The 25469-nt window shown below is 58.2% G+C and carries 22 protein-coding genes; 18 read left to right on the top strand and 4 right to left on the bottom strand.

The window, feature by feature from the left end; translation table 11 throughout:
• Nucleotides 1-243: 243 nt before the first annotated feature.
• A complete protein-coding gene (locus NAC44_RS17470; RefSeq protein WP_250942838.1) occupies nt 244-1020 on the top strand; it encodes an MIP/aquaporin family protein in 777 nt (258 codons plus the stop codon).
• 69 nt (nt 1021-1089) lie between these two features.
• On the opposite strand, the gene NAC44_RS17465 is transcribed toward NAC44_RS17470, so the two are convergent.
• Both NAC44_RS17465 and NAC44_RS17460 read right to left on the bottom strand, forming a co-directional pair.
• Entirely contained in the window at nt 1090-1791 is a 702-nt protein-coding gene (locus NAC44_RS17465) for a L,D-transpeptidase (RefSeq protein WP_250942837.1), read from the bottom strand.
• A 53-nt stretch (nt 1792-1844) separates the two neighbouring features.
• On the bottom strand, nt 1845-2627 hold the full coding sequence (locus tag NAC44_RS17460; protein ID WP_250942836.1) for a L,D-transpeptidase: 783 nt from the start codon (nt 2625-2627) through the stop codon (nt 1845-1847).
• A 79-nt stretch (nt 2628-2706) separates the two neighbouring features.
• Between NAC44_RS17460 and NAC44_RS17455 the strand changes: the two genes are divergently transcribed.
• Together NAC44_RS17455 and NAC44_RS17450 are read left to right on the top strand one after the other, a co-directional pair.
• Nucleotides 2707-2868, top strand: coding sequence for a hypothetical protein (locus tag NAC44_RS17455; protein ID WP_250942835.1), 162 nt, complete (start codon nt 2707-2709; stop codon nt 2866-2868).
• A gap of 40 nt (nt 2869-2908) precedes the next feature.
• The gene (locus NAC44_RS17450) at nt 2909-3541 is read left to right on the top strand and encodes a DNA-3-methyladenine glycosylase I (protein ID WP_250942834.1); all 633 of its coding nucleotides are present in this window, start codon (nt 2909-2911) and stop codon (nt 3539-3541) included.
• A 331-nt stretch (nt 3542-3872) separates the two neighbouring features.
• On the opposite strand, the gene groL is transcribed toward NAC44_RS17450, so the two are convergent.
• Both groL and groES read right to left on the bottom strand, forming a co-directional pair.
• On the bottom strand, nt 3873-5507 hold the full coding sequence (gene groL, locus NAC44_RS17445) for a chaperonin GroEL (RefSeq protein WP_250942833.1): 1635 nt from the start codon (nt 5505-5507) through the stop codon (nt 3873-3875).
• Nucleotides 5508-5577: 70 nt separating this feature from the next.
• On the bottom strand, nt 5578-5874 hold the full coding sequence (groES, locus tag NAC44_RS17440; protein WP_250942832.1) for a co-chaperone GroES: 297 nt from the start codon (nt 5872-5874) through the stop codon (nt 5578-5580).
• Nucleotides 5875-6143: 269 nt separating this feature from the next.
• Here groES and NAC44_RS17435 point away from each other — a divergent pair, with 269 nt between their 5' ends.
• The 15 genes from NAC44_RS17435 to NAC44_RS17365 all read left to right on the top strand — a co-directional run bounded on the left by NAC44_RS17435 (nt 6144) and on the right by NAC44_RS17365 (nt 25423).
• On the top strand, nt 6144-6995 hold the full coding sequence (locus NAC44_RS17435; protein ID WP_250942831.1) for a TIGR01459 family HAD-type hydrolase: 852 nt from the start codon (nt 6144-6146) through the stop codon (nt 6993-6995).
• A 12-nt stretch (nt 6996-7007) separates the two neighbouring features.
• Entirely contained in the window at nt 7008-7988 is a 981-nt protein-coding gene (locus NAC44_RS17430) for a bifunctional riboflavin kinase/FAD synthetase (RefSeq protein WP_250942830.1), read from the top strand.
• A gap of 155 nt (nt 7989-8143) precedes the next feature.
• Nucleotides 8144-8395 carry a hypothetical protein gene (locus tag NAC44_RS17425; RefSeq protein ID WP_250942829.1) on the top strand — a complete coding sequence of 84 codons (252 nt, stop codon included), beginning with the start codon at nt 8144-8146 and terminating at the stop codon, nt 8393-8395.
• A gap of 187 nt (nt 8396-8582) precedes the next feature.
• A complete protein-coding gene (locus NAC44_RS17420; protein ID WP_250942828.1) occupies nt 8583-8780 on the top strand; it encodes a DUF3311 domain-containing protein in 198 nt (65 codons plus the stop codon).
• The gene (gene mctP / locus NAC44_RS17415) at nt 8773-10245 is read left to right on the top strand and encodes a monocarboxylate uptake permease MctP (RefSeq protein WP_250942827.1); all 1473 of its coding nucleotides are present in this window, start codon (nt 8773-8775) and stop codon (nt 10243-10245) included. Before NAC44_RS17420 ends, mctP begins: the two co-directional genes overlap by 8 nt.
• 293 nt (nt 10246-10538) lie before the next feature.
• Entirely contained in the window at nt 10539-13514 is a 2976-nt protein-coding gene (gene ileS, locus NAC44_RS17410; protein ID WP_250942826.1) for an isoleucine--tRNA ligase, read from the top strand.
• 138 nt (nt 13515-13652) lie between these two features.
• Nucleotides 13653-14276 carry a hypothetical protein gene (locus NAC44_RS17405; RefSeq protein ID WP_250942825.1) on the top strand — a complete coding sequence of 208 codons (624 nt, stop codon included), beginning with the start codon at nt 13653-13655 and terminating at the stop codon, nt 14274-14276.
• Nucleotides 14277-14291: 15 nt separating this feature from the next.
• The gene (locus NAC44_RS17400) at nt 14292-14780 is read left to right on the top strand and encodes a GNAT family N-acetyltransferase (protein WP_250942824.1); all 489 of its coding nucleotides are present in this window, start codon (nt 14292-14294) and stop codon (nt 14778-14780) included.
• A 1-nt stretch (nt 14781) separates the two neighbouring features.
• Nucleotides 14782-15330 (top strand): regulatory protein RecX, encoded by a 549-nt coding sequence (locus NAC44_RS17395; RefSeq protein ID WP_250942823.1) that lies wholly within the window; start codon nt 14782-14784, stop codon nt 15328-15330.
• 81 nt (nt 15331-15411) lie between these two features.
• Nucleotides 15412-16158: a 4'-phosphopantetheinyl transferase family protein gene (locus tag NAC44_RS17390; protein WP_250942822.1), complete on the top strand. Its 747-nt coding sequence runs from the start codon at nt 15412-15414 to the stop codon at nt 16156-16158.
• A 147-nt stretch (nt 16159-16305) separates the two neighbouring features.
• Complete coding sequence (locus NAC44_RS17385; protein ID WP_250942821.1) at nt 16306-18987, top strand: winged helix-turn-helix domain-containing protein; 2682 nt, start codon at nt 16306-16308, stop codon at nt 18985-18987.
• A gap of 380 nt (nt 18988-19367) precedes the next feature.
• Nucleotides 19368-21050 (top strand): hydantoinase B/oxoprolinase family protein, encoded by a 1683-nt coding sequence (locus tag NAC44_RS17380; protein WP_250942820.1) that lies wholly within the window; start codon nt 19368-19370, stop codon nt 21048-21050.
• Between the two features lie 4 nt (nt 21051-21054).
• Complete coding sequence (locus tag NAC44_RS17375) at nt 21055-23118, top strand: hydantoinase/oxoprolinase family protein (protein ID WP_250942819.1); 2064 nt, start codon at nt 21055-21057, stop codon at nt 23116-23118.
• A 1-nt stretch (nt 23119) separates the two neighbouring features.
• Complete coding sequence (locus NAC44_RS17370) at nt 23120-24199, top strand: ABC transporter ATP-binding protein (protein WP_250942818.1); 1080 nt, start codon at nt 23120-23122, stop codon at nt 24197-24199.
• Nucleotides 24200-24244: 45 nt separating this feature from the next.
• The gene (locus tag NAC44_RS17365) at nt 24245-25423 is read left to right on the top strand and encodes an ABC transporter substrate-binding protein (RefSeq protein WP_250942817.1); all 1179 of its coding nucleotides are present in this window, start codon (nt 24245-24247) and stop codon (nt 25421-25423) included.
• Nucleotides 25424-25469 lie beyond the last annotated feature (46 nt).

The raw sequence follows: 25469 nt of genomic DNA, 5'->3' as shown, positions 1-25469 counted from the left end.
TTCAAACTGAACCAGACAGATTCTAGGGTCAGGGCGGGTCTTTTTGACCTCTGTTCGACGGGGTGGGCACGGGTCTTTCATTCAGCTCCGTGTTCCATGCAGCTTCATCGGAACACGCTTCGTCGCATAACCATTAAACGTGTTGCGAAAAACCATGAAAGGCAATGCGTCTCAAGAGATGGCAGCAACGAATGGATGTCTGCGCAATGGTAGCGCTTTCCTTTCGGTGCGTCAGGAAATGGGTTGAAAATTGAACATCGCGCTCAGGCGGGCGTCGATGAGTGGGAGGACATAATGTCGATTTTCGTGGGTGAGTTTCTCGGTACGGCAACGCTGATATTGTTCGGCGACGGTGTCGTTGCCGGCGTATTGCTGAAGAAGTCCAAGGCGGAAAATGCAGGGTGGATGGTGATTACCACCGGGTGGGCCTTTGCTGTTCTGATCGGTATTTTTGTGGCCAAGGCTTGTGGTAGCCCGGCGGCCTACATCAATCCGGCCTTTGCCATTGGCATGGCGGTGAAAAGTGGCGACTGGACTGGACTGGGACCAGCCATTGCCGGAGACATGTTGGGCGCTATTTTTGGTGGTCTGCTTGTTTACCTGCATTATCTGCCACACTGGAAAGAAACAGAGGATGCTGATCTGAAGTTGGCTGTTTTTTGTACCGGTCCGGCAATTCGCAATGCTGGGGCCAATATGATCAGTGAAATCATTGGCACATTCGCGCTGACTTTTGCGATCGGCTCGATCTTTTCAAAGGGCGCTGCGCCGCATGGCATTGGCGATGGAATGGGGCCGTATCTGGTTGCTGCCCTGGTATGGGGACTTGGTCTTTCATTGGGCGGCACCACCGGATATGCGATCAACCCGGCGCGTGACCTGGGCCCTCGTATAGCCCATGCTATCCTGCCCATTCCAGGGAAGGGCAGCTCGGATTGGGGCTATGCGCCAATTCCAGTCATTGGCCCGATCATCGGCGCGGTTCTGGCCGGTTTGGCTATGATCGCTGTGGGGATTTGACGTCAATCCTGTGATTTCGCAAGCAATGTCGCGCGGATCCTCAAGTGATCTGCGCGACATTCTCTTTGTTTATCCGCCAAAAATGGTGCGCAGCAGATCGATCCCCCGATCGTCATAGCTGACATCGCCCTGTTTGTTGCCGGGGCCGACGACCACGACACGGGTGCCGACATCGACCCGGCTATAAAGATCCTCGACATCCTTGTTGTTCATGCGGATGCAGCCGGAGGAGAGATTGAGGCCGATGGACCAGGGCTGGTTGGTGCCATGGATGCGGAAAATCGTATCGCGATTGCCCTGATAGAGATACATGGCGCGGGCGCCGAGCGGGTTGTTGGGTCCGCCTTCCTGCACGACAGGCAGAACATGGCCATGGCGGGCCTCGCGGCTGCGCATTTCTGCTGGCGGATGCCAGCTTGGCCACTCCACCTTGCGACCGATGCGGACAATACCCGACCAGCCGAAGCCGTCGCGACCAACGCCCACGCCGTAGCGGATGGCGCGACCATTGGCTTCGACCAGATAGAGAAACTTGTTATTGGTGTCGATGATGATCGTGCCGGGCGCTTCGCTGGTTTTCAGGCGCACGAGACGGCGCTGGAATTTTTCCGGCACCTCACGATGCATCATCTTTTGGGTGACGACGCTGCTCGCCGTCGTGTCCGGCAGTTTCTCCCGGGCTGAGACGGTCTGAACCGCAGCCAATGTGGACAGCAGCGCAACAGAAAAGAGCAGACCCTTACGCCCCGATTTCGGTAATTTTATCCCCATATGCGATATGTCCCCCTTCGAGATTTCACAGGCAATGAAGGTGTATTGGCGATTTACATGACCACGACCTTGGTCCCCACCGGCACGCGGTTATAAAGATCGATCACATCCTGATTGCGCATGCGGATACAGCCGGACGAGACGCCATAACCGATGGTCCAGGGCGCATTCGTTCCATGGATGCGATAAAGGGTGGAGCCGAGATAAAGCGCACGCGCGCCAAGCGGATTGCCCGGCCCGCCTTCCATGCGGGCAGGCAGATAATGGCCCTGGGCCGCCTCGCGCGTGATCATTTCCTTCGGCGGTATCCATTCCGGCCACTCGGCCTTGCGGGTCACATGATGTTCTCCAGCCCATTCAAAGCCCGGCTTGCCGACGCCGACGCCATAGCGACGGGCCATGCCATTGGCCATGACCAGATAGAGAAAGCGGTTTTCCGTATCGATCACCAGCGTTCCGGGCTTTTCCCGCGTTTCGTAACGCACGACTTGCGGCAGGAATTTCGGATCGAGCGGTTTTACCGGCTGGCGCACCGGCGTGATGGCGGCCTGATGAACCCATTGCGGTTCGCCGGGGAGGGGCGCTTCCTGCTGTGGGGCGCCTTGCACTCGCACGCCCACCGGTCGGCCAATGGCGCGCGGTGCTGGCGGATAGACCTGTTGCGGCTCAACCTGTGATGGGCGTGGCTGGGCCCCCAGTTGCAGCAGCCAGGGGGCGGTCAGGTCCGGGCTGACGATCACCGGCGGACGGGCGCTATAGCGATCATTGGCGATGGCGGGCGCCGAAAGCGTGAGCAGAGCCATAAAGGTGGGCGCGAAATATCGGAACGGCAGCATTGATCCTCACAGCCATGGAACGAGTCTGGCCCGACTTGCGTCTCAGGCCTAATCTCAGAACAAAGAGGGGAGGCGGGCCATGCGCGCAGAACTCTCGGCAAGAGGCATGAAAACCGGCTTTCCCCAGTTCTCGCAACCTGCCATTGCTCCACTGGGCAAAGGGTTAACACGACATCATGAAAATTCGAATGATGTTGAAAAGCTTTTTGTAAGGTTAGCAAAGTGTTTGGCAATGAAGTGAACAAATGGTAAACATTGGCAAACAAGGGAGGCGCGCGCGGATGAACGAGACAGGCCTGATTGCCGATGAGGAAGGAAAGCTGCGCTGTTTCTGGCATGGCGGGCTTGCCGATTATCGCGCCTATCATGATGAAGAATGGGGCCATCCCGTTCGTGACGATCATCGACTGTTCGAGAAAATCTGTCTGGAAGGTTTTCAATCCGGCCTGTCCTGGCTAACGATCTTGCGCAAGCGGGAGAATTTTCGCGCGGCTTTTGCCGGGTTCGATTTTGAAAAAGTGGCAGCGTTCGACGATCAGGAGGTCGAGCGCCTGCTTGCCGATCCCGGTATCGTCCGTCATCGAGGCAAGATCGTCTCAACCATCAACAATGCCAGACGGGCTTTGGAGATGAAGGCAGAATTCGGCTCTCTCGCCGCCTATTTCTGGCGCTTTGAGCCGGACGCGCAAGAGCGGCCTGCACGGATGGACTATGTCACGCTCAAGGCCAATCCCACCTCACCCACCTCGATCCGCCTGTCGAAAGACCTGAAAAAGCGCGGCTGGAGCTTTGTCGGTCCAACGACGGTCTATGCCTTCATGCAGGCAATGGGGCTGGTCAACGACCATATCGAAGGCTGCATGTGTCGGCAGAGAGTGGAAGGGCTGCGCTCGGCTTTCGAGCGCCCGCGTTGAATCACTCAAAATCAAGGGCAGTCCCTGAAATGAAAAGGGCAGCCCGATTGGACCGCCCCCCATTCGAAAGAGCTCGAGACTTCTTAGAAGTCCACGCCGCAGTTCAGTGCGCTGGTCGCACTGAACCACTCAAAATCACGGGCGGCCCCTGAACCGAAAAGGGCGGCCCGATTAGACCGCCCCCCATTCGATAGAGCTCGAGACTTCTTAGAAGTCCATGCCGCAGTTCAGTGCGCTTGTCGCACTGAACCACTCAAAATGATGGGCGGCCCTTGAAACGAAAAGGGCGGCCCGATTGGACCGCCCCCCATTCGAAAGAGCTCGAGACTTCTTAGAAGTCCATGCCGCCCATACCGCCGCCCGGCATGGCCGGAGCAGCAGATTCCTTCTTCGGCAGTTCGGCGATCATGGCTTCCGTCGTGATCAGCAGCGAAGCAACCGAGGCAGCGTTCTGCAGAGCGGTGCGAACAACCTTGACCGGGTCAACGATACCCATGGCTATCATGTCGCCATATTCAGAGGTCTGGGCGTTGTAACCGTAGTTGTCGTCGTTCTTTTCGAGGATCTTGCCAACAACGATGGAGGCTTCGTCACCGGCATTGTCAGCGATCTGGCGAACCAGAGCTTGAAGGGCGCGGCGAACGATGTTGACGCCAGCTTCCTGGTCGTCATTGGCGCCCTTGGCCTGGATCTTCGTCGAGGAGCGGAGCAGGGCAACGCCACCACCGGGAACGATGCCTTCCTGAACGGCAGCGCGGGTTGCGTTCAGAGCGTCGTCGATGCGGTCCTTGCGTTCCTTGACTTCGACTTCCGTTGCACCGCCGACGCGGATAACGGCAACGCCGCCAGCGAGCTTGGCAAGACGCTCCTGCAGCTTTTCTTTGTCGTAGTCCGAGGTGGTTTCTTCGATCTGAGCCTTGATCTGGGCAACGCGGCCTTCGATATCGGACTTCTGACCGGCGCCATCAACGATGGTGGTGTTTTCCTTGGAGATCGAGACCTTCTTGGAACGGCCGAGCATGTCGAGGGTGACATTTTCGAGCTTGATGCCGAGGTCTTCGGAAATCACGGTACCGCCGGTGAGGATGGCGATGTCTTCCAGCATGGCCTTGCGGCGATCGCCGAAGCCCGGAGCCTTGACGGCAGCAATCTTCAGGCCGCCACGCAGCTTGTTGACCACGAGCGTTGCCAGAGCTTCGCCTTCAACATCTTCAGCGATGATGAGGAGCGGCTTGCCGGTCTGAACGACGGCTTCGAGAACCGGCAGCATGGCCTGCAGGTTGGAGAGCTTCTTCTCGTGCAGGAGAATGTAAGCATCTTCCAGATCGGCAACCATCTTTTCCGGATTGGTGACGAAGTAGGGCGACAGGTAGCCGCGGTCGAACTGCATGCCTTCAACGACTTCCAGTTCGGTTTCAGCGGTCTTGGCTTCTTCGACGGTGATAACACCTTCGTTGCCGACCTTCTGCATGGCTTCGGCAATGTCCTTGCCGACCTGCGCGTCGCCATTGGCCGAGATCGTGCCGACCTGGGCAACTTCTTCCGAAGTGTTGATCTTCTTGGCCTTGGCGGCGAGGTCCTTGACGACTTCGGCAACGGCCAGATCGATACCGCGCTTCAGATCCATCGGGTTCATGCCGGCGGCAACGGCCTTCTGGCCTTCGCGCACGATGGCCTGAGCCAGAACCGTTGCGGTGGTGGTGCCGTCACCGGCGATGTCGTTGGTCTTCGAAGCAACTTCGCGGACCATCTGTGCGCCCATGTTCTCGAACTTGTCTTCCAGTTCGATTTCCTTGGCGACGGAAACGCCGTCCTTGGTGATGCGCGGAGCGCCGAAGGACTTGTCGATGACGACATTACGACCCTTCGGGCCGAGGGTGACCTTGACGGCGTCTGCGAGAACATCGACGCCCTTGAGCATCTTTTCGCGGGCTGTGCGGCCAAACTTGACGTCTTTAGGTGCCATTTTTAAAACTCCCGGGCGTTATGGCCCATTGGTGAATTTTCAGATTGGGGAAAAGGGGCGATCCGGCAAATCAGCCGATGATGCCCATGATGTCGGCTTCCTTCATGATCAGAAGGTCCTGGCCGTCGATCTTCACTTCCGTGCCGGACCACTTGCCGAACAGGATGCGGTCTCCGACCTTAACGTCGAGCGCGACAACCTTGCCTGCATCGTCACGGGCGCCGGGGCCAACAGCGATCACTTCGCCTTCAGCCGGCTTTTCCTTTGCGGTGTCCGGAATGATGATGCCGCCCTTGGTCTTTTCTTCGGACTCAACGCGCTTGACAACAACGCGGTCGTGAAGGGGGCGGAAATTGGTGCTTGCCATTGTCTAATCCCTCGATCAAATGACATGAGCAACCCTGAGGGGCTGCATGAATGATGTTAGCACTCATATGCTTCGAGTGCTAGCGGCAGAGAGATAAGAACGGGAAGACGGCGAGTCAAGAATGGCGCATCAAAAAATTGCGCTTTTTCTTCTGCCGGTCAAATGGGCCGGGTTTAAGGCTCGGGCCTGCGAAAAAACTTGCCATTGCGGGCGTCCTTTGCCATGTGACGGCTGCTATCTCTTTTGCAACGCCGTTCAGGAAGTTTCGCATGATCCAGCGTCTTAACCGCTTTCTCGATGTCGCCGGCCAGTATGACCTTGCTCTTTGCGATGTCTGGGGCGTGCTGCACAATGGCGTCGATGCCTTTCCGGCGGCCGGAAAAGCCCTGTCACAGGCGCGTGCAGAAGGCCTTTGCGTCGTGCTGATCACCAATGCGTCGCGTCCGTCGCCCCGCGTCAAGGCGATGCTCGATCAGATCGGCGTGCCGGAAACAGCCTATGACGCCATCGTCTCCTCCGGCGATGTGACCAGAAAACTGATTGAAAAAGCCCCGCGCCGCGCCTTCCTGATTGGCCAGAGCCAGGATCTTTCGCTCTTTGACGGGCTCGATATCGAGCTGGTTGCGGCAGAAGAGGCGGACAGCATCATCTGCACCGGTCTCTTCAATGATGAAGAGGAGCAGCCGGAAGAGTATCGTGACCTTCTGGCGGGCCTGCGCCAGCGCGATCTGCCGATGATTGTCGCCAATCCCGATCTGATCGTGGAGCGCGGCCACCGGCTTGTGCCCTGCGCCGGTGCTCTGGCCGCCATCTATGCCGAAATGGGCGGTGAAACCCGCTATGCCGGCAAACCACACAGCCCGATTTACGAAGCAGCCCTTATAAAAGCCGCCGAGATCAAGGGCACTGAGATCGACCGCAGCCGCATCATCGCCATCGGCGACGGCATGCCGACCGATGTTCGCGGCGCGGCCAATGCCGGTCTTGACCTTCTCTATGTATCTGGCGGCATCCATGCGGGTGAATATACCGTCAATGGTGACACCGACGAGTCGGCCCTGAAGGCCTATCTGGCGCGTGAAGGGGTTTCACCACACTACTTTATGCCGCGCCTGGCCTGACGGAACATCGCCATGACCGTTTTTCACCGCAATGAAATGAAAATGCAGCTGCCGGATGCGCTGAAAGGCGGTGTGGTGGCGATCGGCAATTTCGATGGCGTTCACCGTGGGCATCAATCGGTGCTCGAGCGGGCATTGGCTATTGCTGCGGAAAAGCAGGTTCCGGCGCTGGTTCTGACCTTCGAGCCGCATCCGCGCTCGGTGTTCAATCCGGCAAAGCCGGTGTTTCGCCTGACGCCCGCGCCCTTGCGGGCAAAATTGCTGGAGGCCATGGGCTTTCAGGCGGTGATCGAATATCCCTTCGATCTCGATTTTTCACGCCGTTCGGCCGAGGATTTCGTCCGCTCTATCCTGATCGACTGGATCGGGGCGTCCCATGTGGTGACCGGCTTCGATTTTCATTTCGGCAAGGGGCGGGAAGGGGGGCCTGCCTATATGATCGAGGCGGGCAAGCGCTTCGGTTTCGGCGTCAAATTGCTCGATGCTTTCCGTGATGAAAATGCCGAGGTCGTCTCTTCAAGCCGTATCCGTGCATTGCTCGCAGATGGGGCAATCGGCGAAATCAACGGCCTGCTCGGCTATCGCTTCACGGTCGAGGCGGAGGTGATCAAGGGCCAGCAGCTTGGCCGCACGCTGGGCTTTCCAACGGCCAATATGGCGCTGCAAGCCGAATCGACTCTCCGGCCCGGTATCTATGCCGTGCGGCTGCGTCGCCCCGATGGCGTCATCCGCGACGGTGTTGCCAGTTTCGGCTATCGCCCGACCGTGACGGAAAGCGGCGTGCCACTGCTGGAAACCTTCGTCTTCGATTTTTCCGGCGATCTCTATGGCGAGGTCTGCGCCGTCTCCTTCTTCGGCCATCTGCGCGACGAATGGAAATTTTCCGGGCTCGATCCGCTGGTCGCCCAGATCCGAAAGGATGAAGAGGAGGCGCGGGCGCTGCTCTCAGGTGTTACGCCACTTGGTGCATTGGATGAGGCGATTGCTTTTTGAAAGCGATTTCCCGGCCATGCACTTAATGCAGGGCAGTCCTGCCGAATGACCACGGGTGTTTCAGGGGGATTTCTGTATGAGAAAACCCCCGTCCATTTTGCCGAAAGATCTTTGTCGCGCGAAAAGCCTGTCACTTGAAATAAGGAGTACGTGTCATGAATGAATTTGTCGATCAGCGTTCGCTTTTCCGGTCCGTTCCCCGTTTTACCATTGGCCGCGATCAACATGGCTGCTGGGTCCTTCAGGACACGACCGAAAAGCTTGGCGGATTGTTCGCCAGCGAGGAAGCCGCGCTGAAATTCATTTCGAAGGAATGCAAGGATCACCTTGAGGATATTCGCCGCGCTCCCGCATCCATGACGGTCGAGCTGATGAGCGGCGAAGCGCATTTTTCCTCCGCAGCCTGAACATCTTCCCCGATTTCAATCAAAAAGGGTGGTTCATGCCGATGAAAAGGCCGGGCCATCCTTAATTTTTTGTGGTTAATTTGCTGAAAGTCATGTTTTTGCCGGGTTTTGTGTTGCGGGCCGGAAAGCTTTGCGAAAAGCTTAAGGCTGGCGGGGGAGCCGTCAGAGATGAGCCCGGGAGGCTTTTATGCAAAAACCTGTGTGGACGACGGCCTGCTGGCTGTTGATCATTCCCTATATCGGCCTGTTATGGGTTCCGTTTTACAATTTCCGGGAGCCGTCCCTTTTCGGCTTTCCGTTTTTCTACTGGTATCAGCTCCTGTGGGTGCCGATCACCTCGCTCCTCATCTATGTTGCCTATAGGAGCCTGAAGAGCGATGACTGATATCAATGTGACCGCGCTGTCTGTTTTTATCTTCTTCTTCCTGCTCGTCACGGTGATGGGCTTTATCGCCGCCCGCTGGCGCAAGCCCGAAACCCTTGCCCATATCGATGAATGGGGCCTTGGCGGGCGCAAATTCGGCACCTGGATCACCTGGTTCCTTGTTGGTGGCGATTTTTACACCGCCTATACGGTGATTGCCGTTCCGGCGCTGGTCTATGCGGTTGGCGCCTACGGCTTCTTTGCGCTGCCCTATACGATCGTCGTCTATCCTTTCGTCTTTCTGGTGATGCCGGTTCTGTGGAAGCGCGCCAAGGAGCATGGCTATGTCACGGCGGGCGATGTCGTGCATGGTCAATATGGCTCGCGCGCGCTGGAACTGGCCGTGGCGCTGACCGGCGTTCTCGCCACCATGCCCTATATTGCGCTTCAACTCGTCGGCATGGCGGCGGTCTTGAAGGCGCTTGGCCTGCATGGCGAAGTGCCGCTGATGATCTCCTTCCTGATTCTGGCGCTTTATACCTATTCGGCAGGGCTTCGCGCCCCGGCGCTGATTGCCTTCGTCAAGGACATCATGATCTATATCGTGGTGCTGACGGCGGTGGCGGCCATTCCGCTGAAACTGGGTGGCTATGCCAATGTCTTTGCCATGGCTGATGCCGATTTCCACGCCAAGGGCGCGGGCGGGCTGCTGCTGGGGTCAAATCAATACGTGGCCTATGCGACACTGGCGCTCGGCTCGGCGCTTGCCGCCTTCATGTATCCGCACACGCTGACCGGTATTTTCGCCTCCAATGGCGGCAACACCATTCGCAAGAATGCGGTGCTTCTGCCGGCCTATACGTTGCTGCTCGGTCTTCTTGCCCTGCTCGGCTATATGGGCCATGCGGCGGGGCTGAAACTGTCGGGACCGAATGAGGTGGTGCCGCAACTGTTCGCCACGCTCTTCCCCAGCTGGTTTGCCGGTTTCGCTTTCTCGGCGATTGCCATCGGTGCGCTGGTACCGGCGGCGGTGATGAGCATTGGCGCCGCCAATCTCTTCACCCGCAATTTCTGGAAGGCCTATGTCAACCCGAATGTTTCCCATGCGGGTGAGGCGCAGGTGGCCAAGATTACCTCGCTGGTGGTCAAGGTCGGCGCGCTTCTGGTCATCCTGTTCCTGCCGACGCAATTTGCCCTTGATCTGCAATTGCTGGGCGGGATCTGGATCCTGCAGACGCTTCCGGCGCTGATTTTCGGCCTGTTTACCCCGTGGTTCCGTGCGCCTGCGCTGCTTTCGGGCTGGATTGTCGGCTTCTTCGGCGGCACCTGGTTCGTCTGGATGGACGGGTTGAAGCCGCTCCATGCCGTCAGCTTCGGCGGCGCGCCGGTTACGGTCTATACCGGCCTGCTGGCGCTGGCGGCCAATGTCATCGTTGCCGTCGTGGTCAATCTCGTCACCCCGGCCAAGGCCGTGGCGCGGGCCTGATTACCGCCTTTACTCCGAGGATTCGGGCAGCCGTAGCAATCAATCGCTACGGCTGCCTTTTGCTTCTGTTTTTTCGCTTCTCTTTCGCCGGGAAAACGCTTAAACAATCGCCACCATGAAAACACTCCGGTCGACCATAGCCTTTCGAATTTCTGGGCGAATTATTGGCCCGGCCTTCCGCGCTTGAGATGTAGCCGGAGGGTCCGGGTTTTTGGCGTGGCATCAGCGCCCGCCCTTTCAGCGACCGTGTTTTTCTATCCGGCGCGCCTTCGCGCCCATTCCATGGCGAGATCATGACCGATACCACTGATAAGCAAGACTATTCCAAGACCCTTTACCTGCCCGAAACCGATTTTCCGATGCGCGCTGGCCTGCCGCAGAAAGAGCCGGAACTGGTCCAGCGCTGGCAGGAGATGGGGCTTTACAAAAAACTGCGCGAATCCGCCGCCGGTCGCGAAAAATTCGTGCTGCATGACGGCCCCCCTTACGCCAACGGCAATATCCATATCGGCCATGCGCTGAACAAGATTTTGAAGGACGTCATCACCCGCTCCTTCCAGATGCGCGGGTTTGATTCGAACTATGTTCCCGGCTGGGATTGCCACGGTCTGCCGATCGAATGGAAGATCGAGGAAAAATACCGCGAGAAGGGCAAGAACAAGGACGAGGTGCCGATCAACGAATTCCGTCAGGAATGCCGTGATTTCGCGAGCGGCTGGATCAAGGTGCAGTCGGAGGATTTCAAACGCCTTGGTATCGAAGGCGATTTCGACAATCCCTATACGACGATGAATTTCCACGCTGAGGCGCGGATTGCCGGTGAGCTGCTGAAAATCGCCAGGTCCGGCCAGCTCTATCGCGGCTCCAAGCCTGTGATGTGGTCGGTGGTCGAGCGCACGGCGCTGGCTGAGGCCGAGGTGGAGTATCACGAGGTCGAAAGTGATACGATCTGGGTGAAGTTTCCGATTCCAGAGTCGAGATTTGCCGCGCCCTTTAGTTCAAGGGAGGCACCTGCGTCATCACTACCTGAATCAGTGATGACTCAAGATGATTTTGCCGGTGCTTTCGTCGTCATCTGGACGACAACCCCTTGGACCATCCCGGGCAATCGGGCGATTTCCTTCTCGTCCAAGATCAGCTATGGACTCTATGAAGTCACCGCAGCTGCCAATGAATTTGGCCCGCAGCCAGGTGAAAAGCTGATTTTTGCAGACAAGCTTGCCGCTGATTGCTTTGCAAAGGCAAAGTTAGAATACATTCGTCTGCAAGATGTAACGGCTAGACAACTTGCAGCCATAACATGTGACCATCCCTTGAAGGGATTGGGCGGCGGCTACGAATTCCCTGTTCCCCTCCTCGATGGCGATCACGTCACCGATGACGCCGGTACAGGCTTCGTTCACACCGCTCCCGGCCATGGTCGCGAAGACTTCGATGCCTGGATGGACAATGCGCGTGCGCTGGAAGCCCGTGGCATTTCCTCCACAATCCCCTTCACCGTCGGCGATGACGGTTTTTACACCGAAGACGCTCCCGGTTTCGGCCCCTCGGCTGAAGGCGGTGCTGCCCGCGTTATGGACGACAACGGCAAGAAGGGCGATGCCAACAAGCGTGTGATCGAGGCGCTGATTGCCGCCAACAATCTGTTTGCCCGTGGCCGGATCAAGCATGAATATCCGCATAGCTGGCGCTCGAAAAAGCCGGTGATCTTCCGCAACACGCCGCAATGGTTTGTCCATATGGACAAGGATTTCGGCGATGGCTCGACGCTGCGGTCCCGCGCCCTGAACGCCATTGACGAGACCCGTTTCGTGCCCGCTGCCGGGCAGAACCGTCTGCGCGCCATGATCGAAAACCGCCCGGACTGGGTGCTTTCCCGTCAGCGCGCCTGGGGCGTTCCGATCGCCATCTTCGTCGATGACAAGGGCGAAATCCTCGTCGATGATACGGTCAATGCCCGCATCATCGAGGCCTTTGAGGCTGAAGGCGCGGATGCCTGGTTTGCAGACGGCGCGAAGGAGCGTTTTCTGGCTGGTCGTGACGATCAGGACCGCTGGAGCCAGGTGCGCGACATTCTCGATGTCTGGTTCGATTCGGGCTCGACCCACACGTTTACGCTGGAAGACCGGCCCGATCTGAAATGGCCTGCCGACGTTTATCTCGAAGGCTCAGACCAGCATCGCGGCTGGTTCCATTCCTCGCTGCTGGAAAGCTGCGCCACCCGTGGCCGTGCGCCCTATAATGCTGTGGTCACCCACGGCTTTACGATGGACGAGCAGGGCCGCAAGATGTCGAAATCGCTCGGCAATACGGTTGTGCCGCAGGATGTCATGGCGCAGTCGGGTGCGGATATCCTGCGTCTTTGGGTGATGAACACCGATTACGGCGAAGACCAGCGCCTCGGCAAAACCATTCTGCAAACCAATATCGACGCCTATCGCAAGATCCGCAACACCATTCGCTGGATGCTCGGCACGCTTGCCCATGATACGGGCGATGACTTTGCCTATGCCGATCTGCCGGAGTTGGAAAAGCTGATGCTGCACCGGCTGGCCGAGCTGGATGAACTGGTGCGCAAGGCCTATGACGATTTCGATTTCAAGCGTATCACCCGCGCCTTGACCGATTTCGCCAATGTCGAGCTGTCGGCCTTCTATTTCGATATCCGCAAGGATGCGCTTTATTGCGATGCGCCGTCTTCGCTGCGTCGCCGCACGGCGCTTTACGTCATCCGCAAGCTTTTTGATTGCCTTGTGTTGTGGTTTGCGCCGATGATGCCGTTTACCACCGAAGAGGCCTGGCTGTCGCGCAATCCGCAGGCGGTTTCGGTGCATCTCGAACAGTTCCCGGAAATCCCGGCAGACTGGAAGAACGAGGCGCTGGCGGAAAAGTGGAAACATGTGCGCGTCGTGCGCCGTGTCGTCACCGGTGCTTTGGAAGTGGAGCGCAAGGACAAGCGCATCGGCTCCTCGCTGGAAGCGGCACCTATTGTGCATATTGCTGACAAAACCCTGATGGCATCGCTTGCCGGACTGGATTTTGCGGAGATCTGCATCACCTCCGGCATCTCGATTGTCGAAGGTGAGGGGCCAAGCGGCGCCTTCCGGCTGGAGGATGGCACGAAGGTGGCCGTCGAGCCGACGCTGGCAAAGGGCAAAAAATGCGCCCGTTCCTGGCGGATGACCGATGATGTCGGCTCCGATCCGGATTATCCCGATGTGTCGGCCCGCGATGCGGCGGCGCTGAGAGAACTGGCAGCCGCGCGCTGAGGCTTTCTCTGACGCATGATTTGCGCTTTTGCTGCTAATCCGGTAAAAGCTGCCTGAAATTGGCCGGAATTGTCTTTCAGGCGAGAAGTGTCGCCTGAAAGATACTGGGGGGACGGTCGGAGAGGCTGGAAGGAATTCATGGTGAAGGCACGGATAGTTCGCACAGGGCTTGCTTTTTTTGGCGTCGCTGCCGCATGTACGGCCTTGAGTGGTTGTGTCAGCAGTCCAACCTACGGAACGGACAAGACCGCCTTCGAGCAGTTGACGGATGACCTTGGCTCGACGGTCTCCCTGTCCAGCAAGCCGACAGATGCGGGAGTGAAATACAACCCGCGCCCGGATCTCGTTCTGCCGCCCAAGGGCGATGACAGCGATCTGGTCAAGCCGCAGCAGTCGCTGGCCAGTTCGAACAACCCGGAATGGGTGGAATCGCCGGAAGACACCCGCAAGCGTCTTGTCGCCGAGGCCGATGCCCATTCCAATGACCCAAGCTACCGTTCGCCGCTGCTTGAAGGCTATGGCAAGAACGGCACAATGACCGAAGAGCAGAAGTGGGAAGCCTTCCGTCAGGCGCGCAAGCTGCAGCAGGGTTCCTATATCGATCAGCGCCGGCTTTTGTCCGATCCGCCGACCGCCTATACCGAGATCGATCCTTCCAAGCTGAACGATCTGGGCGTGCCGGAAGAAAAGAAGGAAAAAGCGCGCAAGAAGGCCGCCGAAGTTTCCGGGACCGGTCGATCCTGGTGGCAAGCCTTCGAATAAGCTGCCGGTATGATCATGACTGATGCCTTTAGCATCCGGCCTGCAACGGCTGAGGATACGGATGTTATCTTTCGCTTCGTTGTCGATCTTGCCCGTTACGAAAAGGCGGAGCATGAGGTGGTGGCAACGCCAGCCAGTTTGCGTGAGAGCCTGTTTGGCCCCGGCAGCGTGACCGAGGCGGCCATCCTGGAACAGAATGGCGATGCTGTCGGCTTTGCCGTCTGGTTTTACAGCTATTCGACCTGGCAGGGACGCAAGGGGCTTTATCTCGAAGATCTTTATGTCGATCCTGCCGCGCGCGGCAGCGGTGGCGGCAGGCTTTTGCTGCGCTATCTGGCAAAACGCGCGGTGGAAACGGGTTGTGGCCGGTTTGAATGGTCGGTTCTCGACTGGAATGAGCCTGCCATCCGCTTTTATCGCTCGGTCGGTGGCGAGCCGCAGAGTGAATGGGTGCGCTACAGGCTGGCGGGTGAGGCGCTGAAGGCATTTGCCGACGGAGCCTGAGATGGATGAGAGCGAAACGGCGGCTGTGAGCGAGCGGATGTTGAGCTGGGCGCGAAACTCTGCCGCCTATCGGCTCAGTCGCCGGATGATGAGCGAAAAGCAGCTGCGGGAGGCCATCTCCCGCAAGGCGGCGCAGAAATTCGAAGGTCTCGATCAAGAGGCGCTTGCCGTTCTTGCCGATGAGGCCGTCTGCTTTGGCAAGTCGATGGGCGCGATCGATGACAGGACCTATGCCGACGTCAAGGCGCGCTCCGCCATGCTGGGGGGAAAGTCCCGCCGGGCTGTTGCGCAGATGCTGGGGATCAAAGGCATTGAAACCGATCTTGCCCGATCAGCCGCCGAGGATGTGAACGAGCTTTGGGCCGCCGTGCTTTACTGTCGCAAGCGCGCCTATGGCGCCTTTCGCCGGGAGGAGGCCGACCCAACCCGCCTCAATCGTGAAATGGCGGCGCTGGCCCGGCAGGGCTTTGGCTTTTCCCTGGTGAAGCAGGTGCTGGAGATGGACAGGCAGGAGGCCGAAACCATTATTGCAGCAGCCCGTCAGGGCTGAAATTGTAGCGGGGATGATTGACGGAGCGTCTGTAACGCTGAATTTTATCTGTGATCGGCGGTGATGAGATGGTCTTGTCGCGTGTTCGATCTGGTTTCACCTGCTTCTGGATGGTCTATGAGTTTTTTCAGTTCGCTTGAGATTGCTCCCTTTTTTCCCGCCACGGTGAAGGCCTCGGCGCTTCAGTTCGATCCTCAGGCATTTCGGGATGGCGATGCCGCTGCAGAGGGGATCGCTTTGCCGGAAAAGATGAAAAATGCCGTGGCCAAACGCAAGGCAGAATATGTGGCCGGCCGGCTGTGTGCCATGCGCGCGATTGAAGGGCTTTGCGGCGTCGCTGGTCATCAGGTTGCAGCAGGCGAGAGGGGGGAGCCCGTCTGGCCTGACGGGCTGATCGGCTCGATCACCCACACAAAGGGTTTTGCTGCCGCCGTTGCCGCACGAAATGAAGATTGGGAAGGTCTTGGTATCGATACCGAAGAAATCATGACGGAAAACGTCATGCAGACCGTAAAAAACAAGATCTGCCGACCGGAAGAATGGGTGTTCAAGCCAGAAAATCTGAACCCGCAAACCTTTGCAACCTTGATTTTTTCCGCCAAGGAAAGCCTTTTCAAGTGTCTTTATCCACTCGTGCGGCGCATGTTCTGGTTTGAGGATGCGCGAATTGTTGCGCTCGATGCAGAGTATAAAAGTTTTTCGATTGAACTACTTTCCGATCTTGGTTCAGGTTTTAAAAGAAAAGACTGTTTTAGTGGATTTTATTATGCAGATGATGTCAAGATACACACATTTATTGGCTTGGTTAAGCGCGCCTGTCCTTCATAAATAAATCCCTATATATTTATGGGTTTCGCAAGTTCTGTTTATTTTGGTGGTCTTTTCAGAAAAAATACATATAGATCGTGTCAAAACTGGCCGATTGCTGTAAGTTGAACTCGCTGCATAACAAAGGGTGGCAGAGCGTATCGCGACATGACCTTGAACAGACGATTCCAGCCGCCGGAAAGCGCGCCCCATGCCATAGAGCGTCGTGCTCTTGTGGAACGTCTTGAGAGTTTCGGTCTCAAGCGTGTCACGGCCATTGTTGCGCCAGCCGGATACGGCAAGACATCGCTTGCTGTGCAATGGTATGAGCATCTGAAGCGGCTTGGCCTGTCTCTTTTATGGCTGTCGCTGGATCAGGAACATGGCGACCAGATGGCGTTTCTGCTGCTGATGCTCGATGGCCTTGCCTCTTTGCAGAATGAAAGCGCTGGCGTGCTGGATGTCGGCTCCATGACGACGGCCTCGGTTCTGTCTGTGCTGTCAACACGGCTGCGGCGCTGGAGCGAGCCGTTGATCCTGTTTCTGGATGACTATCATTTCGCCCAGACGGATGCCACGGAAACCATTCTGGCCAAACTTCTGGCGGACCGCAGCCTTGAGCATGTCAAGCTGGTGCTGGTGTCGCGCACGCCGCCCCGGTTTCCGGTCTCTTCCTTGCGGTTGAGAGAAGAATACAAGCAGATCGGTATCGAGGATCTGAGCTTTACCGATCAGGAGGTCGCGGCCTTTTTTCAAGGCCGTGAAGCGGGGCTGAGCCGGGACAAGATCATCGAACTCAACCGGCGCACCGAAGGCTGGGCCGTGGCGTTGCAGATGGTGCGGATGCTGATTGCCGAAAAAGGCGATGGCGACCTTTTGTTTTCAGCTTTCGATGGGCGCAATGCCGAGATGGGCAGCTATCTTTCCGAGCAGGTTTTTACCAATTTACCGGAAGATGTGCAGGCCTTTCTGATCCACACATCGCCTTTTCCCGCCTTCAGCCGGGGACTGCTCGAAGGGGTGAGTGAGTGCCCGGCGGCAGGGGCGATGATTGCGCATCTGGGCGAATTTGCCCTTCCGGTAACCTATCTTGGCGGGGATGAGGGCTGGATCCGCTATCATCCGGTGTTTCACAGTTTTCTCAAGGAAGAAGCCGCCCGCCGCGGTCTGGCCGATCGAACAGTGCTTCAGGCGGCAGCGCGCTGGTTTGAGCAGAGAGAGGATTTCGATGCTGCCGTGCGCCATGCGCTTTTGAGCGGCGATGCCAATATGGCAGCGGCGATCGTCGAACGGGCTGGCGGCTGGCGGCGCGTTTACAAGACGACGCGCGGCGGCACCAATCTGTTCAACACCATTCTCGGCAATGCCGCCTCAATTGAGCTGAACCGGTTTCCCCTGACGACGCTGGGCCTTGCAGTTGTCAACGCCAAGGCGGGCCAGCTTGATGCCGCCAACCATTACATGGCGTTGGCTGAACGGTCCACGATCGTCGGGACGGGCGATTATGCTGAGGATCTGCGGGTGGTTCGGGTGCTTCTGGCGCTTTATTTCGACCGCGCCGCCAATCTGGAGGATCTCTCAGCCCTCGAACATGATCTGACCGGGGCGGCGTGCCGGGAACTGGTGCACCGGGCGCTGGTTCTCAACATGCTGAGCTATAATTTTCTCGATCGCAGCGAGCTGGATCGGGCACTGCATTATGGCCAGCGTGCCATCAGAACTTTTCGCGATGGCGGGGCTGATTTCGGCGCCATGCATCTTTACACTCATATCGGCCAGGCCTTCTTTTTCAACGGGGATTGCGCCCAGGCGGAAGAGGCTTACGACCGGCTGATCCTCGAGACGCAAACCCATATCGGCCGGCATACCGATCTGGATGCTGTCGGCCATGTGCTGAAGGCGGAGCTTCTGGCCGCGCGGTGCGATTGTACCCTGGCGCAGGAGGCGCTGGATTGGGCCTTGCCGCATCTGGAACGTCATGATGCCTGGTTCGATCTTCTGGCTGCCGGCTTTTGCGCCGAACAGATTATTTGCCGGTTGAAGGGCGATCTGGACCGGGCCGACGAGGTGATTGGCCGGATGAAATTCACGGCACGGCGGCGCGGGTTTGACCGGTTGAGCCGCCTGACCGATAGCGGCAGAGCACGCTGGCTGATTGAGACGGGTGCAGTGGATCACGGTATCCGTTATGCCGAGGCCCATGGTTTTGCCCGTGCGACAGCCTTTGACGAAAAATACAACAATTTTTCCGTGCAGTTGCGCGGCAGCACGCCTGCTCTGTTGTGGACCCGTATCTATCTTGGCCAGGGTGAGATTGCCAAGGCGCGCGAAATCTATGAATGGATGATGTCCCTTCAGGCCAGCAAGCCGCATGTGCCGCGTTCCATTGAGCTTGTGCTTCTGGATATCCGGTTGCTGGCTGCGGAAAACCGCGAGTCCATGATGTTGAGCCGTTTGACCGATTTGATGCTGACCACGCCGATTGAACAGTATCGGGCGCTGATCTGGATGGAAAACAAGGATTTTCTGGCCAAGCTCCGTCAGGCTGCCCAGACGCTTGGCAGCTCGGGTGGGCTTGGCAGCCGGCTGTTCCGGCTGATGGAGCCATCGAAAGCAGGCTCTGTGGCAAGCGCCACCCCTGAGCCGTCGACCGTTGAAATCCTGACAGACAGGGAGCAAGACGTAATTGCCTTGCTCAGCGCCGGTTTCAGCAACAAGGAAATTGGCCGAAAACTGGATTTGAGCGATAACACCATCAAGTTTCATTTGCGCAACATTTTTGTCAAACTCAACGTCGGCACACGGACCGCCGCCGTCACCGCCGCCCGCAAGGCGGGGTTGATCAGTTGAGCATCAGGCGGGTCGAAAGGCGGATTGAAACGTCTGGCCGTCAACGCTGACCCTGCTGTAGCATTGATGCAACCGGGATTGAATGCCGCATTTGGCAAAGCAGCGCGCACGACGCCATAAAGCCCGCCGTGGCAAATAGGCTTCACTGTGACAGGCTCCAGCATATAAGCGATTGTTTATGATGGCGTTCGCTTGAAATCGATTTCAGTGGTCCGCCGCTTTGATTGCAACGACAAGAGCCTGAAACCATCCGCGAAAAGACGGAAAGCGCCTACCCATTCGGGTGGGGTGGTGCGGCACACGGCTACCCATCCGGCAGGCTGGTCGCTCGCAGGTTGCAGGCGTAATCTGACCTGACATTTGAGAGGGCGGACGAACTCATGCTGACCAGTGCTTCTTCTTTCGATCCTGTGGTGCAGGAGATCATCGAAGGCAAGCTTATCGCCATTGTCGACGAGATGGGCATCGTCATGGCGCGCACGAGCATGAGTCCGGTTATCTATGAGATTCTCGATTTTGCCTGCGGCCTGTTGACGGCAGAGGGTGATCTGGTGGCGCAGATGAACGGCATCACGCTGTTTACCGGCACCTTCGACCGCCAGGTAAAAAGCCTGATTGCCCGCTTTGGCAATGCGCTGGAAGAAGGTGACATCCTTCTGACCAACGATCCTTATGCCGGCGGAACCCATGCCTGTGATTTTGCCATCGTCAAACCGATTTTTGCAGATGGCAAGGTGCTGGCCTATGCCATCAATGTTGCGCATTATCTCGATGTCGGCGGTTCGGTTCCAGGCAGCCTTGCGCCGAATGCGACCTCGGTGTTTCAGGAAGGTTTGCGTTTGCCGGGCGTGAAGATTGCCCGTAAGGGCGCACTCGCCAATGATATCCTGCATATTCTCGCTGAAAATGTCCGTATGCCGGATATCGCTCTGGGCGACCTGACGGCGCAGATCGCCACCGTACGGGTCGCCTCGCGCCGGCTGGATGAAATGGTGGCAAAATATTCGGCCTCTGTTGTTGAGGGGGCGTTCCAGCATCTGCTCGACACAAGCGAAAGGTTGAGCCGGGCGGCAATTTCGGCCCTGCCGGATGGCGTCTACCGGGCCGAGGATGTCATCGACGGCGATGGGATCAGTGATGCGGCGATCACGGTTCAGGTTGCCGTGACCATCGAGGGCGACAGTCTGACGGCGGATTTCACCGGCTGCCCGAAAGCGGTCCAGGGCCCGATCAACTGCGCCCGAGGCGCGCTGGAATCGGCAGTGCGCACCATTCTCAAGGCGCTTGTTGGCCCGCAGGCGCCCTCGAATGCCGGCTGGTTCCGGCCTTTGACGGTCATTGCCCCGGACGGCACGATTTTCACTGCGCAAAAACCGTCACCGACCGGCTGGTATTATGAAGGCTCCGTTCACGCCTCCGAACTGGTGTGGAAAGCGCTGGCACCGATTGCGCCCGCCCGCTTTTCCGCCGGTTCCTATTCCAGCCTGTGTGTCGTTTATATCGCCGGCCAATCGGATGACGGGCATGACTTCATTCATATCGAGCCGCAGCATGGCGGCTGGGGGGCAAGTGCTGAGCGTGACGGCGCCAGCGCCCTGATCGCCCTCACCGATGGCGATACCTATAATTACTCGGTCGAGGTGATCGAAGCCCGATTTCCGATTCGGGTTCGCCGCTATGCGCTCAATGTCGAGGGCGGTGCGGGCGCTGGCCGTCAGCGCGGCGGCTTCGGCATTGTCCGCGAATATGAAATTCTCAGCGGCACGGCATCGGCTTATTGCAGCTTTGGCCGCACCAGAACCCGGCCCTGGGGCATGGATGGCGGCGAGGAGGGTTCGCTCAACCGCCTTGAACGCCTGTCACGAAAGGGCGCTGCGGATGCTTATGGCCGCGAGGCCCATATCCCGCTCGTGCGGGGCGATATCGTGCGCATCGTTACCGGCGGCGGCGGTGGCTGGGGCCCGCCCGGGGAGCGGTCCGCCGCTCTGGTTCTCAATGACTTGAAAAATGGTTTCGTCACCCCGGAGATCGCTGCCGATCTCTATGGTTTCACAGGGAGGTAATCACATGATCCGTTTGGCAACTGATGTTGGCGGTACATTTACCGACCTCGTCGGCTATGATGACAGCACCGGCGAAATCTTCACGGCGAAAAGCCTGACAACAACCCATGATCAATCGGAAGGCGTCATGTCGGCCATCGACATGAGCGAGCGTCAGGATGGTCTGCGCATCCGTGACGTTACCTTCTTCGCCCATGGCGGCACCACGGTGATCAACGCCATCACCGAGCGCAAGGGGGCAAAGATCGCGCTGGTGACGACCGCCGGTTTCCGCGACGTGCTGGAGATTGGCCGAGGCAATCGCCCCGATCTCTATAATCTGCAATTTCAAAGCCCTGATCCCTTCGTGCCGCGCCATCTGCGCTTCGAGGTGCGCGAGCGCATGGATGCGAGCGGCAATGTCGTCGAGCCGCTGGTGCTGAACGATCTGAAGCCGATCATTCGCGCTTGCGAGGAGGAAGATGTCGATGCCATCGCCATCCTCTTCCTCCACAGCTATGCCAATCCCGAGCATGAAAAGCTCTGCGCCTGCATTCTGGCCGATGCTCTGCCTTTCGCCACCATCTGCCCCAGCCATCAGGTGTCGCGGCAATGGCGCGAATATGAACGCACCAATACCACGGTGCTGAATGCCTATGTGCAGCCGATCATCCAGAACTATTTCGAGCGGCTGGAATTTGCCCTCAATCGGCACGCCCTGACCTGCCCCTATTATGCCATGCAGTCGAATGGCGGCATTTCCACCTTCGATCAGGCGATCAGCAATCCGTTGACGCTGGTGGAATCAGGGCCAGCCGGCGGCATTTCCGGTGCGGCGCGCATCGGCAAGGCGCTGGCCGAAAATGATGTCCTCTATTTCGATGTCGGAGGCACCACGGCGAAATGTTCGCTGATCCAGGACAGCCGTCCGCGCCTCAACAGCGATTACCGGCTGGAGCATACCCGCATTTCACCCGGTTATCCGGTGCAGGTGCCGGTGGTCGATATCGTCGAAATCGGCTCGGGCGGCGGCTCGATTGCCTGGATCGATGCGCGCGGGGCATTGCGGGTCGGACCGGAAAGTGCCGGTTCCCAGCCTGGCCCCGCCTGCTATGGCCGGGGCGGGGATAAGCCGACACTGACCGATGCGCTGCTGACGCTCGGTATCTTCGACCCGGAGAATTTCGCCGGCGGTTCGATGCCGCTGAACAAGGACAAGGCGCGGCAGGCCATTGCCACCATTGCCGGACCTCTCGGCATGTCTATCGAGGATGCGGCTCGCGCCATTACCGATATTGCCCATGCCAGCATGATCAATGCGCTGAAACTGGTGACGATCCAGCGTGGCCATGATCCGCGCGAGGCGGCTCTGGTGATCAGTGGCGGGGCAGGTCCAGCACTTGCTGCCCATCTTGGGCGGGATTTGCAGGTCAAATCCGTTGCCGTGCCGCCGCATCCGGGCATTTTCTCTGCCTGGGGGATGCTGGCTGCCGAGCCGCGGGCCGATTTCCGTGAAACCTGGTTTTCTGTCCTGTCCGAGGATGTGATGGATGACTTGCGTTCCCGTTTCAAGGCGATCGAGCGTCAGGCGGTGGCCTATTTCTCTTCCGGGCCGGAAGCCGATATTCGCTTCACCTATCAGGTGGAGGCGCGTTATCAGGGGCAGGAACACGGGGTTTTCACCGACTTCCTGCTGGACGACACAGCAGAAAGCTTTGCCGAGCGCTTTCATGCCGCCCATGAACGAGCCTACAGTTTCCGTCTCGATCACGCCACGCTGGAAGTCACGACGTTACATCTGGAAAGCGTTCTGACCGGCCATGTGATCTCCCTGCCGAAGATTGCCCGCAAGGAATGCGACCTGGAGAGCGCCAAAAGCGGCACACGATCTGTTTATTTCGGCGCAGACGCCGGCTGGCTTGCCTGCCCCGTGTATCAGCGTCCGCTATTGCCAGTTGACATTGTCGTTGCAGGACCGTTGATTGTCGAGGAAGCGACGTCGACAACTCTTGTTCTGGCCGGACAGGAACTGGTGCAGACGGAAGCAGGCATACTGATCATCCGGGAAGCGGCAGGAACGGACGTCTGACATGGCCATCGCGATTGCAATCGACAATGTCAGCCGGCGGTTTGGCGAGGTTCAGGCCGTGGACGATCTGTCGTTTGAGATTGCGGCAGGCGAATTTTTTACCCTGCTGGGTTCGTCCGGCAGTGGCAAAAGCTCGCTGTTGAAGATGATCGGCGGCTTCGATCGGCCCGATCAGGGCCGCATCCTGTTCGACGGCAAGGATATGGCGGGAATTCCCGCCAATCTGCGTCCGGTCAATACGGTGTTTCAGGGACTTGGCCTTTTCCCGCATATGAGTGTTGCGCAAAATGTCGGTTACGGCCTGAAGTTGAAAGGGTTGGGGCGGCAGGCACTGCAAGCCCGGGTGGACGACGCGCTGGAACTGGTCGATCTTGCCGGCTTTGGCAATCGTGATGTCAATCTTCTCTCGGGCGGCCAGCGCCAGCGTGTGGCCTTGGCGCGAGCTCTGGTGATGGAGCCTGGAATTTTGCTGCTCGACGAGCCGCTGACCGGGCTCGATGAACGTCTGCGCCAGCAGATGCGCGACGAATTCGGCCGGCTGCACAAACGCACCGGCGCGACCTTCGTGCTGGTCACCCACAATCAGGATGAGGCGCTGAGCCTCTCCGATCGTATGGCGATCATGCATAAGGGCCGGATCGAGCAGATTGACCGGCCCGAGCAGTTTTTCAAAAACCCTGCCAATGCCTTCGTTGCCCGCTTTGTCGGCATGGACAATATTCTGACGCCCGAGCGGATCGAGACGGCTGGGGATGGCGGGGTCAGGGCGATTGTTGCCGGTCAGCCCATCGATATCACGCCCGGTTTATCCGCCACGCCGAAAGACCGGGCGCAGATTGTGCTGCGCGCCGACCGCATGGTCTGGCCGGCGTTGGATGTGCCCGGCAGGACGCTGAAGCTTGCCGTTAAGACAACGGCCTTTCGCGGCCTCTCGCGCGATATTTCCCTTGCTTTCGCAGACGGGCAGACGGTGACGATGACGCTTTCGGGCGACGCACCCGCCTTTGCCACCGGACAGGAAATCGAGATTGCGTTGAAACCGGAGGCGGCCCTCCTGACAGGGGAGCAAGCCGTCTCGTGACGACGTTAAAAATTCATGGGGTAAACTTGAAAAGGGAAGGATAGCATGACGAAATATTTTCCAGGTGGGTTCTCCGCCGACCGCAGCAATCTCCAGCGTCGCTCGTTTTTGAAGCTGGCAGGGGCGGGCGGTCTGGCGCTGACGGCAGGCGGGCTTTCGCTGCCGGGGCTTTCGCGCGCAGCCGATCAGAAATCCGTTGCTTTTTGGGCAACAGCGACCCTTGATATCGGCGATAAATGGGCGGAATTTGCCAAGCAAACCGGCGTCATGCCGCAATTTACCGATAATGGTAACGATCTCGGGCCGATCATTGCCCGTCTTGCCGCTGGCAATGCCAACGATCTTTTCGACGTCGGCGGCTTTCAGGGCGGCGCTGAAAAGGAACTGGCGCGTCAGGGCAAGATCATTCCCTGGGATGTCAGCAAGATCGCCAATTTTGACGGCTTGTGGCAATGGGCGCGTGACATTCCTTACCTCAAGCAGAATGGCAAGCAATACAGCATTCCAACCGTGGTCAATGCTGATTCGATCATCTACCGCCCTGACAAGCTCGGAAAAGTCGACAGCTACAGCGTGATCTTCGATCCGAAGCTGAAGGGCCGGGTGGCCATGGAAGATGCCTGGATCAACAGCGCTATCTTCACCGCCATCTATCTCAAGGAAGGTCTGAACAAGCCGATCAAGGATCCGGGCAATCTCTCCGAATCCGAACTCGGCATGGTCATGGAATTCCTGATCAAGCACAAGAAGGACGGTCAGTTCCGCACCTTCTGGAATGGTTGGGAGCAGGGCGTTCAGCTGATTGCCAATCAGGAAGTCGACGCCATGACCGGCTGGGAGCCGATCGTTTATGAAGGCCGCAAGCGCGGGCTTCAGGTCGATTATGCCGTACCGGTCGAAGGCTATGAAGGCTGGGCCAACAACACCGTGCTGCTCAAGGGTGCGGAAGAACGCGGCGTGACCGATGCCGCCCACCAGTTCGTCAACGGGTTGCTCGACGGCTTCTATGGCTGCGAACTGGGCAAGACGCGCGGCTATCTGGTGCCGACCGACAAGAATGTCGATTATGCCAAGGCCCATCCGGACGAATACAAGGTGGCCGATGTCAAGGGCCTGGCCGACCACGTCAAGGCCAAGTTTGCCGGCAAGGTGTTCTGGCAGAATGCCCGCCCGGACAATTTCCAGCTCTATGAAGAATGGTGGCAGAAGCTGCGCAATGCATAATCAGTAAATCAGATAAGGCCGCGGATCCTCTTTCTGCGGCCTTCTT

It is taken from the genome of Allorhizobium sonneratiae, from assembly GCF_023700755.1.
GTDB lineage: Bacteria > Pseudomonadota > Alphaproteobacteria > Rhizobiales > Rhizobiaceae > Allorhizobium > Allorhizobium sonneratiae.
Note: the sequence above shows the minus strand (reverse complement) of the source record. Positions and strands in the feature narration are given on the sequence as shown.

What these genes read in the sequence shown, in the direction of transcription:
- NAC44_RS17465 (WP_250942837.1), bottom strand. Translation starts at nt 1,791, where the DNA reads ATGGGGATAAAATTACCGAAATCGGGGCGTAAGGGTCTGCTCTTTTCT.
- NAC44_RS17460 (WP_250942836.1), bottom strand. Translation starts at nt 2,627, where the DNA reads ATGCTGCCGTTCCGATATTTCGCGCCCACCTTTATGGCTCTGCTCACG.
- NAC44_RS17455 (WP_250942835.1), top strand. Translation starts at nt 2,707, where the DNA reads ATGCGCGCAGAACTCTCGGCAAGAGGCATGAAAACCGGCTTTCCCCAG.
- NAC44_RS17450 (WP_250942834.1), top strand. Translation starts at nt 2,909, where the DNA reads ATGAACGAGACAGGCCTGATTGCCGATGAGGAAGGAAAGCTGCGCTGT.
- groL (WP_250942833.1), bottom strand. Translation starts at nt 5,507, where the DNA reads ATGGCACCTAAAGACGTCAAGTTTGGCCGCACAGCCCGCGAAAAGATG.
- groES (WP_250942832.1), bottom strand. Translation starts at nt 5,874, where the DNA reads ATGGCAAGCACCAATTTCCGCCCCCTTCACGACCGCGTTGTTGTCAAG.
- NAC44_RS17435 (WP_250942831.1), top strand. Translation starts at nt 6,144, where the DNA reads ATGATCCAGCGTCTTAACCGCTTTCTCGATGTCGCCGGCCAGTATGAC.
- NAC44_RS17430 (WP_250942830.1), top strand. Translation starts at nt 7,008, where the DNA reads ATGACCGTTTTTCACCGCAATGAAATGAAAATGCAGCTGCCGGATGCG.
- NAC44_RS17425 (WP_250942829.1), top strand. Translation starts at nt 8,144, where the DNA reads ATGAATGAATTTGTCGATCAGCGTTCGCTTTTCCGGTCCGTTCCCCGT.
- NAC44_RS17420 (WP_250942828.1), top strand. Translation starts at nt 8,583, where the DNA reads ATGCAAAAACCTGTGTGGACGACGGCCTGCTGGCTGTTGATCATTCCC.
- mctP (WP_250942827.1), top strand. Translation starts at nt 8,773, where the DNA reads ATGACTGATATCAATGTGACCGCGCTGTCTGTTTTTATCTTCTTCTTC.
- ileS (WP_250942826.1), top strand. Translation starts at nt 10,539, where the DNA reads ATGACCGATACCACTGATAAGCAAGACTATTCCAAGACCCTTTACCTG.
- NAC44_RS17405 (WP_250942825.1), top strand. Translation starts at nt 13,653, where the DNA reads ATGGTGAAGGCACGGATAGTTCGCACAGGGCTTGCTTTTTTTGGCGTC.
- NAC44_RS17400 (WP_250942824.1), top strand. Translation starts at nt 14,292, where the DNA reads ATGACTGATGCCTTTAGCATCCGGCCTGCAACGGCTGAGGATACGGAT.
- NAC44_RS17395 (WP_250942823.1), top strand. Translation starts at nt 14,782, where the DNA reads ATGGATGAGAGCGAAACGGCGGCTGTGAGCGAGCGGATGTTGAGCTGG.
- NAC44_RS17385 (WP_250942821.1), top strand. Translation starts at nt 16,306, where the DNA reads ATGACCTTGAACAGACGATTCCAGCCGCCGGAAAGCGCGCCCCATGCC.
- NAC44_RS17380 (WP_250942820.1), top strand. Translation starts at nt 19,368, where the DNA reads ATGCTGACCAGTGCTTCTTCTTTCGATCCTGTGGTGCAGGAGATCATC.
- NAC44_RS17375 (WP_250942819.1), top strand. Translation starts at nt 21,055, where the DNA reads ATGATCCGTTTGGCAACTGATGTTGGCGGTACATTTACCGACCTCGTC.
- NAC44_RS17370 (WP_250942818.1), top strand. Translation starts at nt 23,120, where the DNA reads ATGGCCATCGCGATTGCAATCGACAATGTCAGCCGGCGGTTTGGCGAG.
- NAC44_RS17365 (WP_250942817.1), top strand. Translation starts at nt 24,245, where the DNA reads ATGACGAAATATTTTCCAGGTGGGTTCTCCGCCGACCGCAGCAATCTC.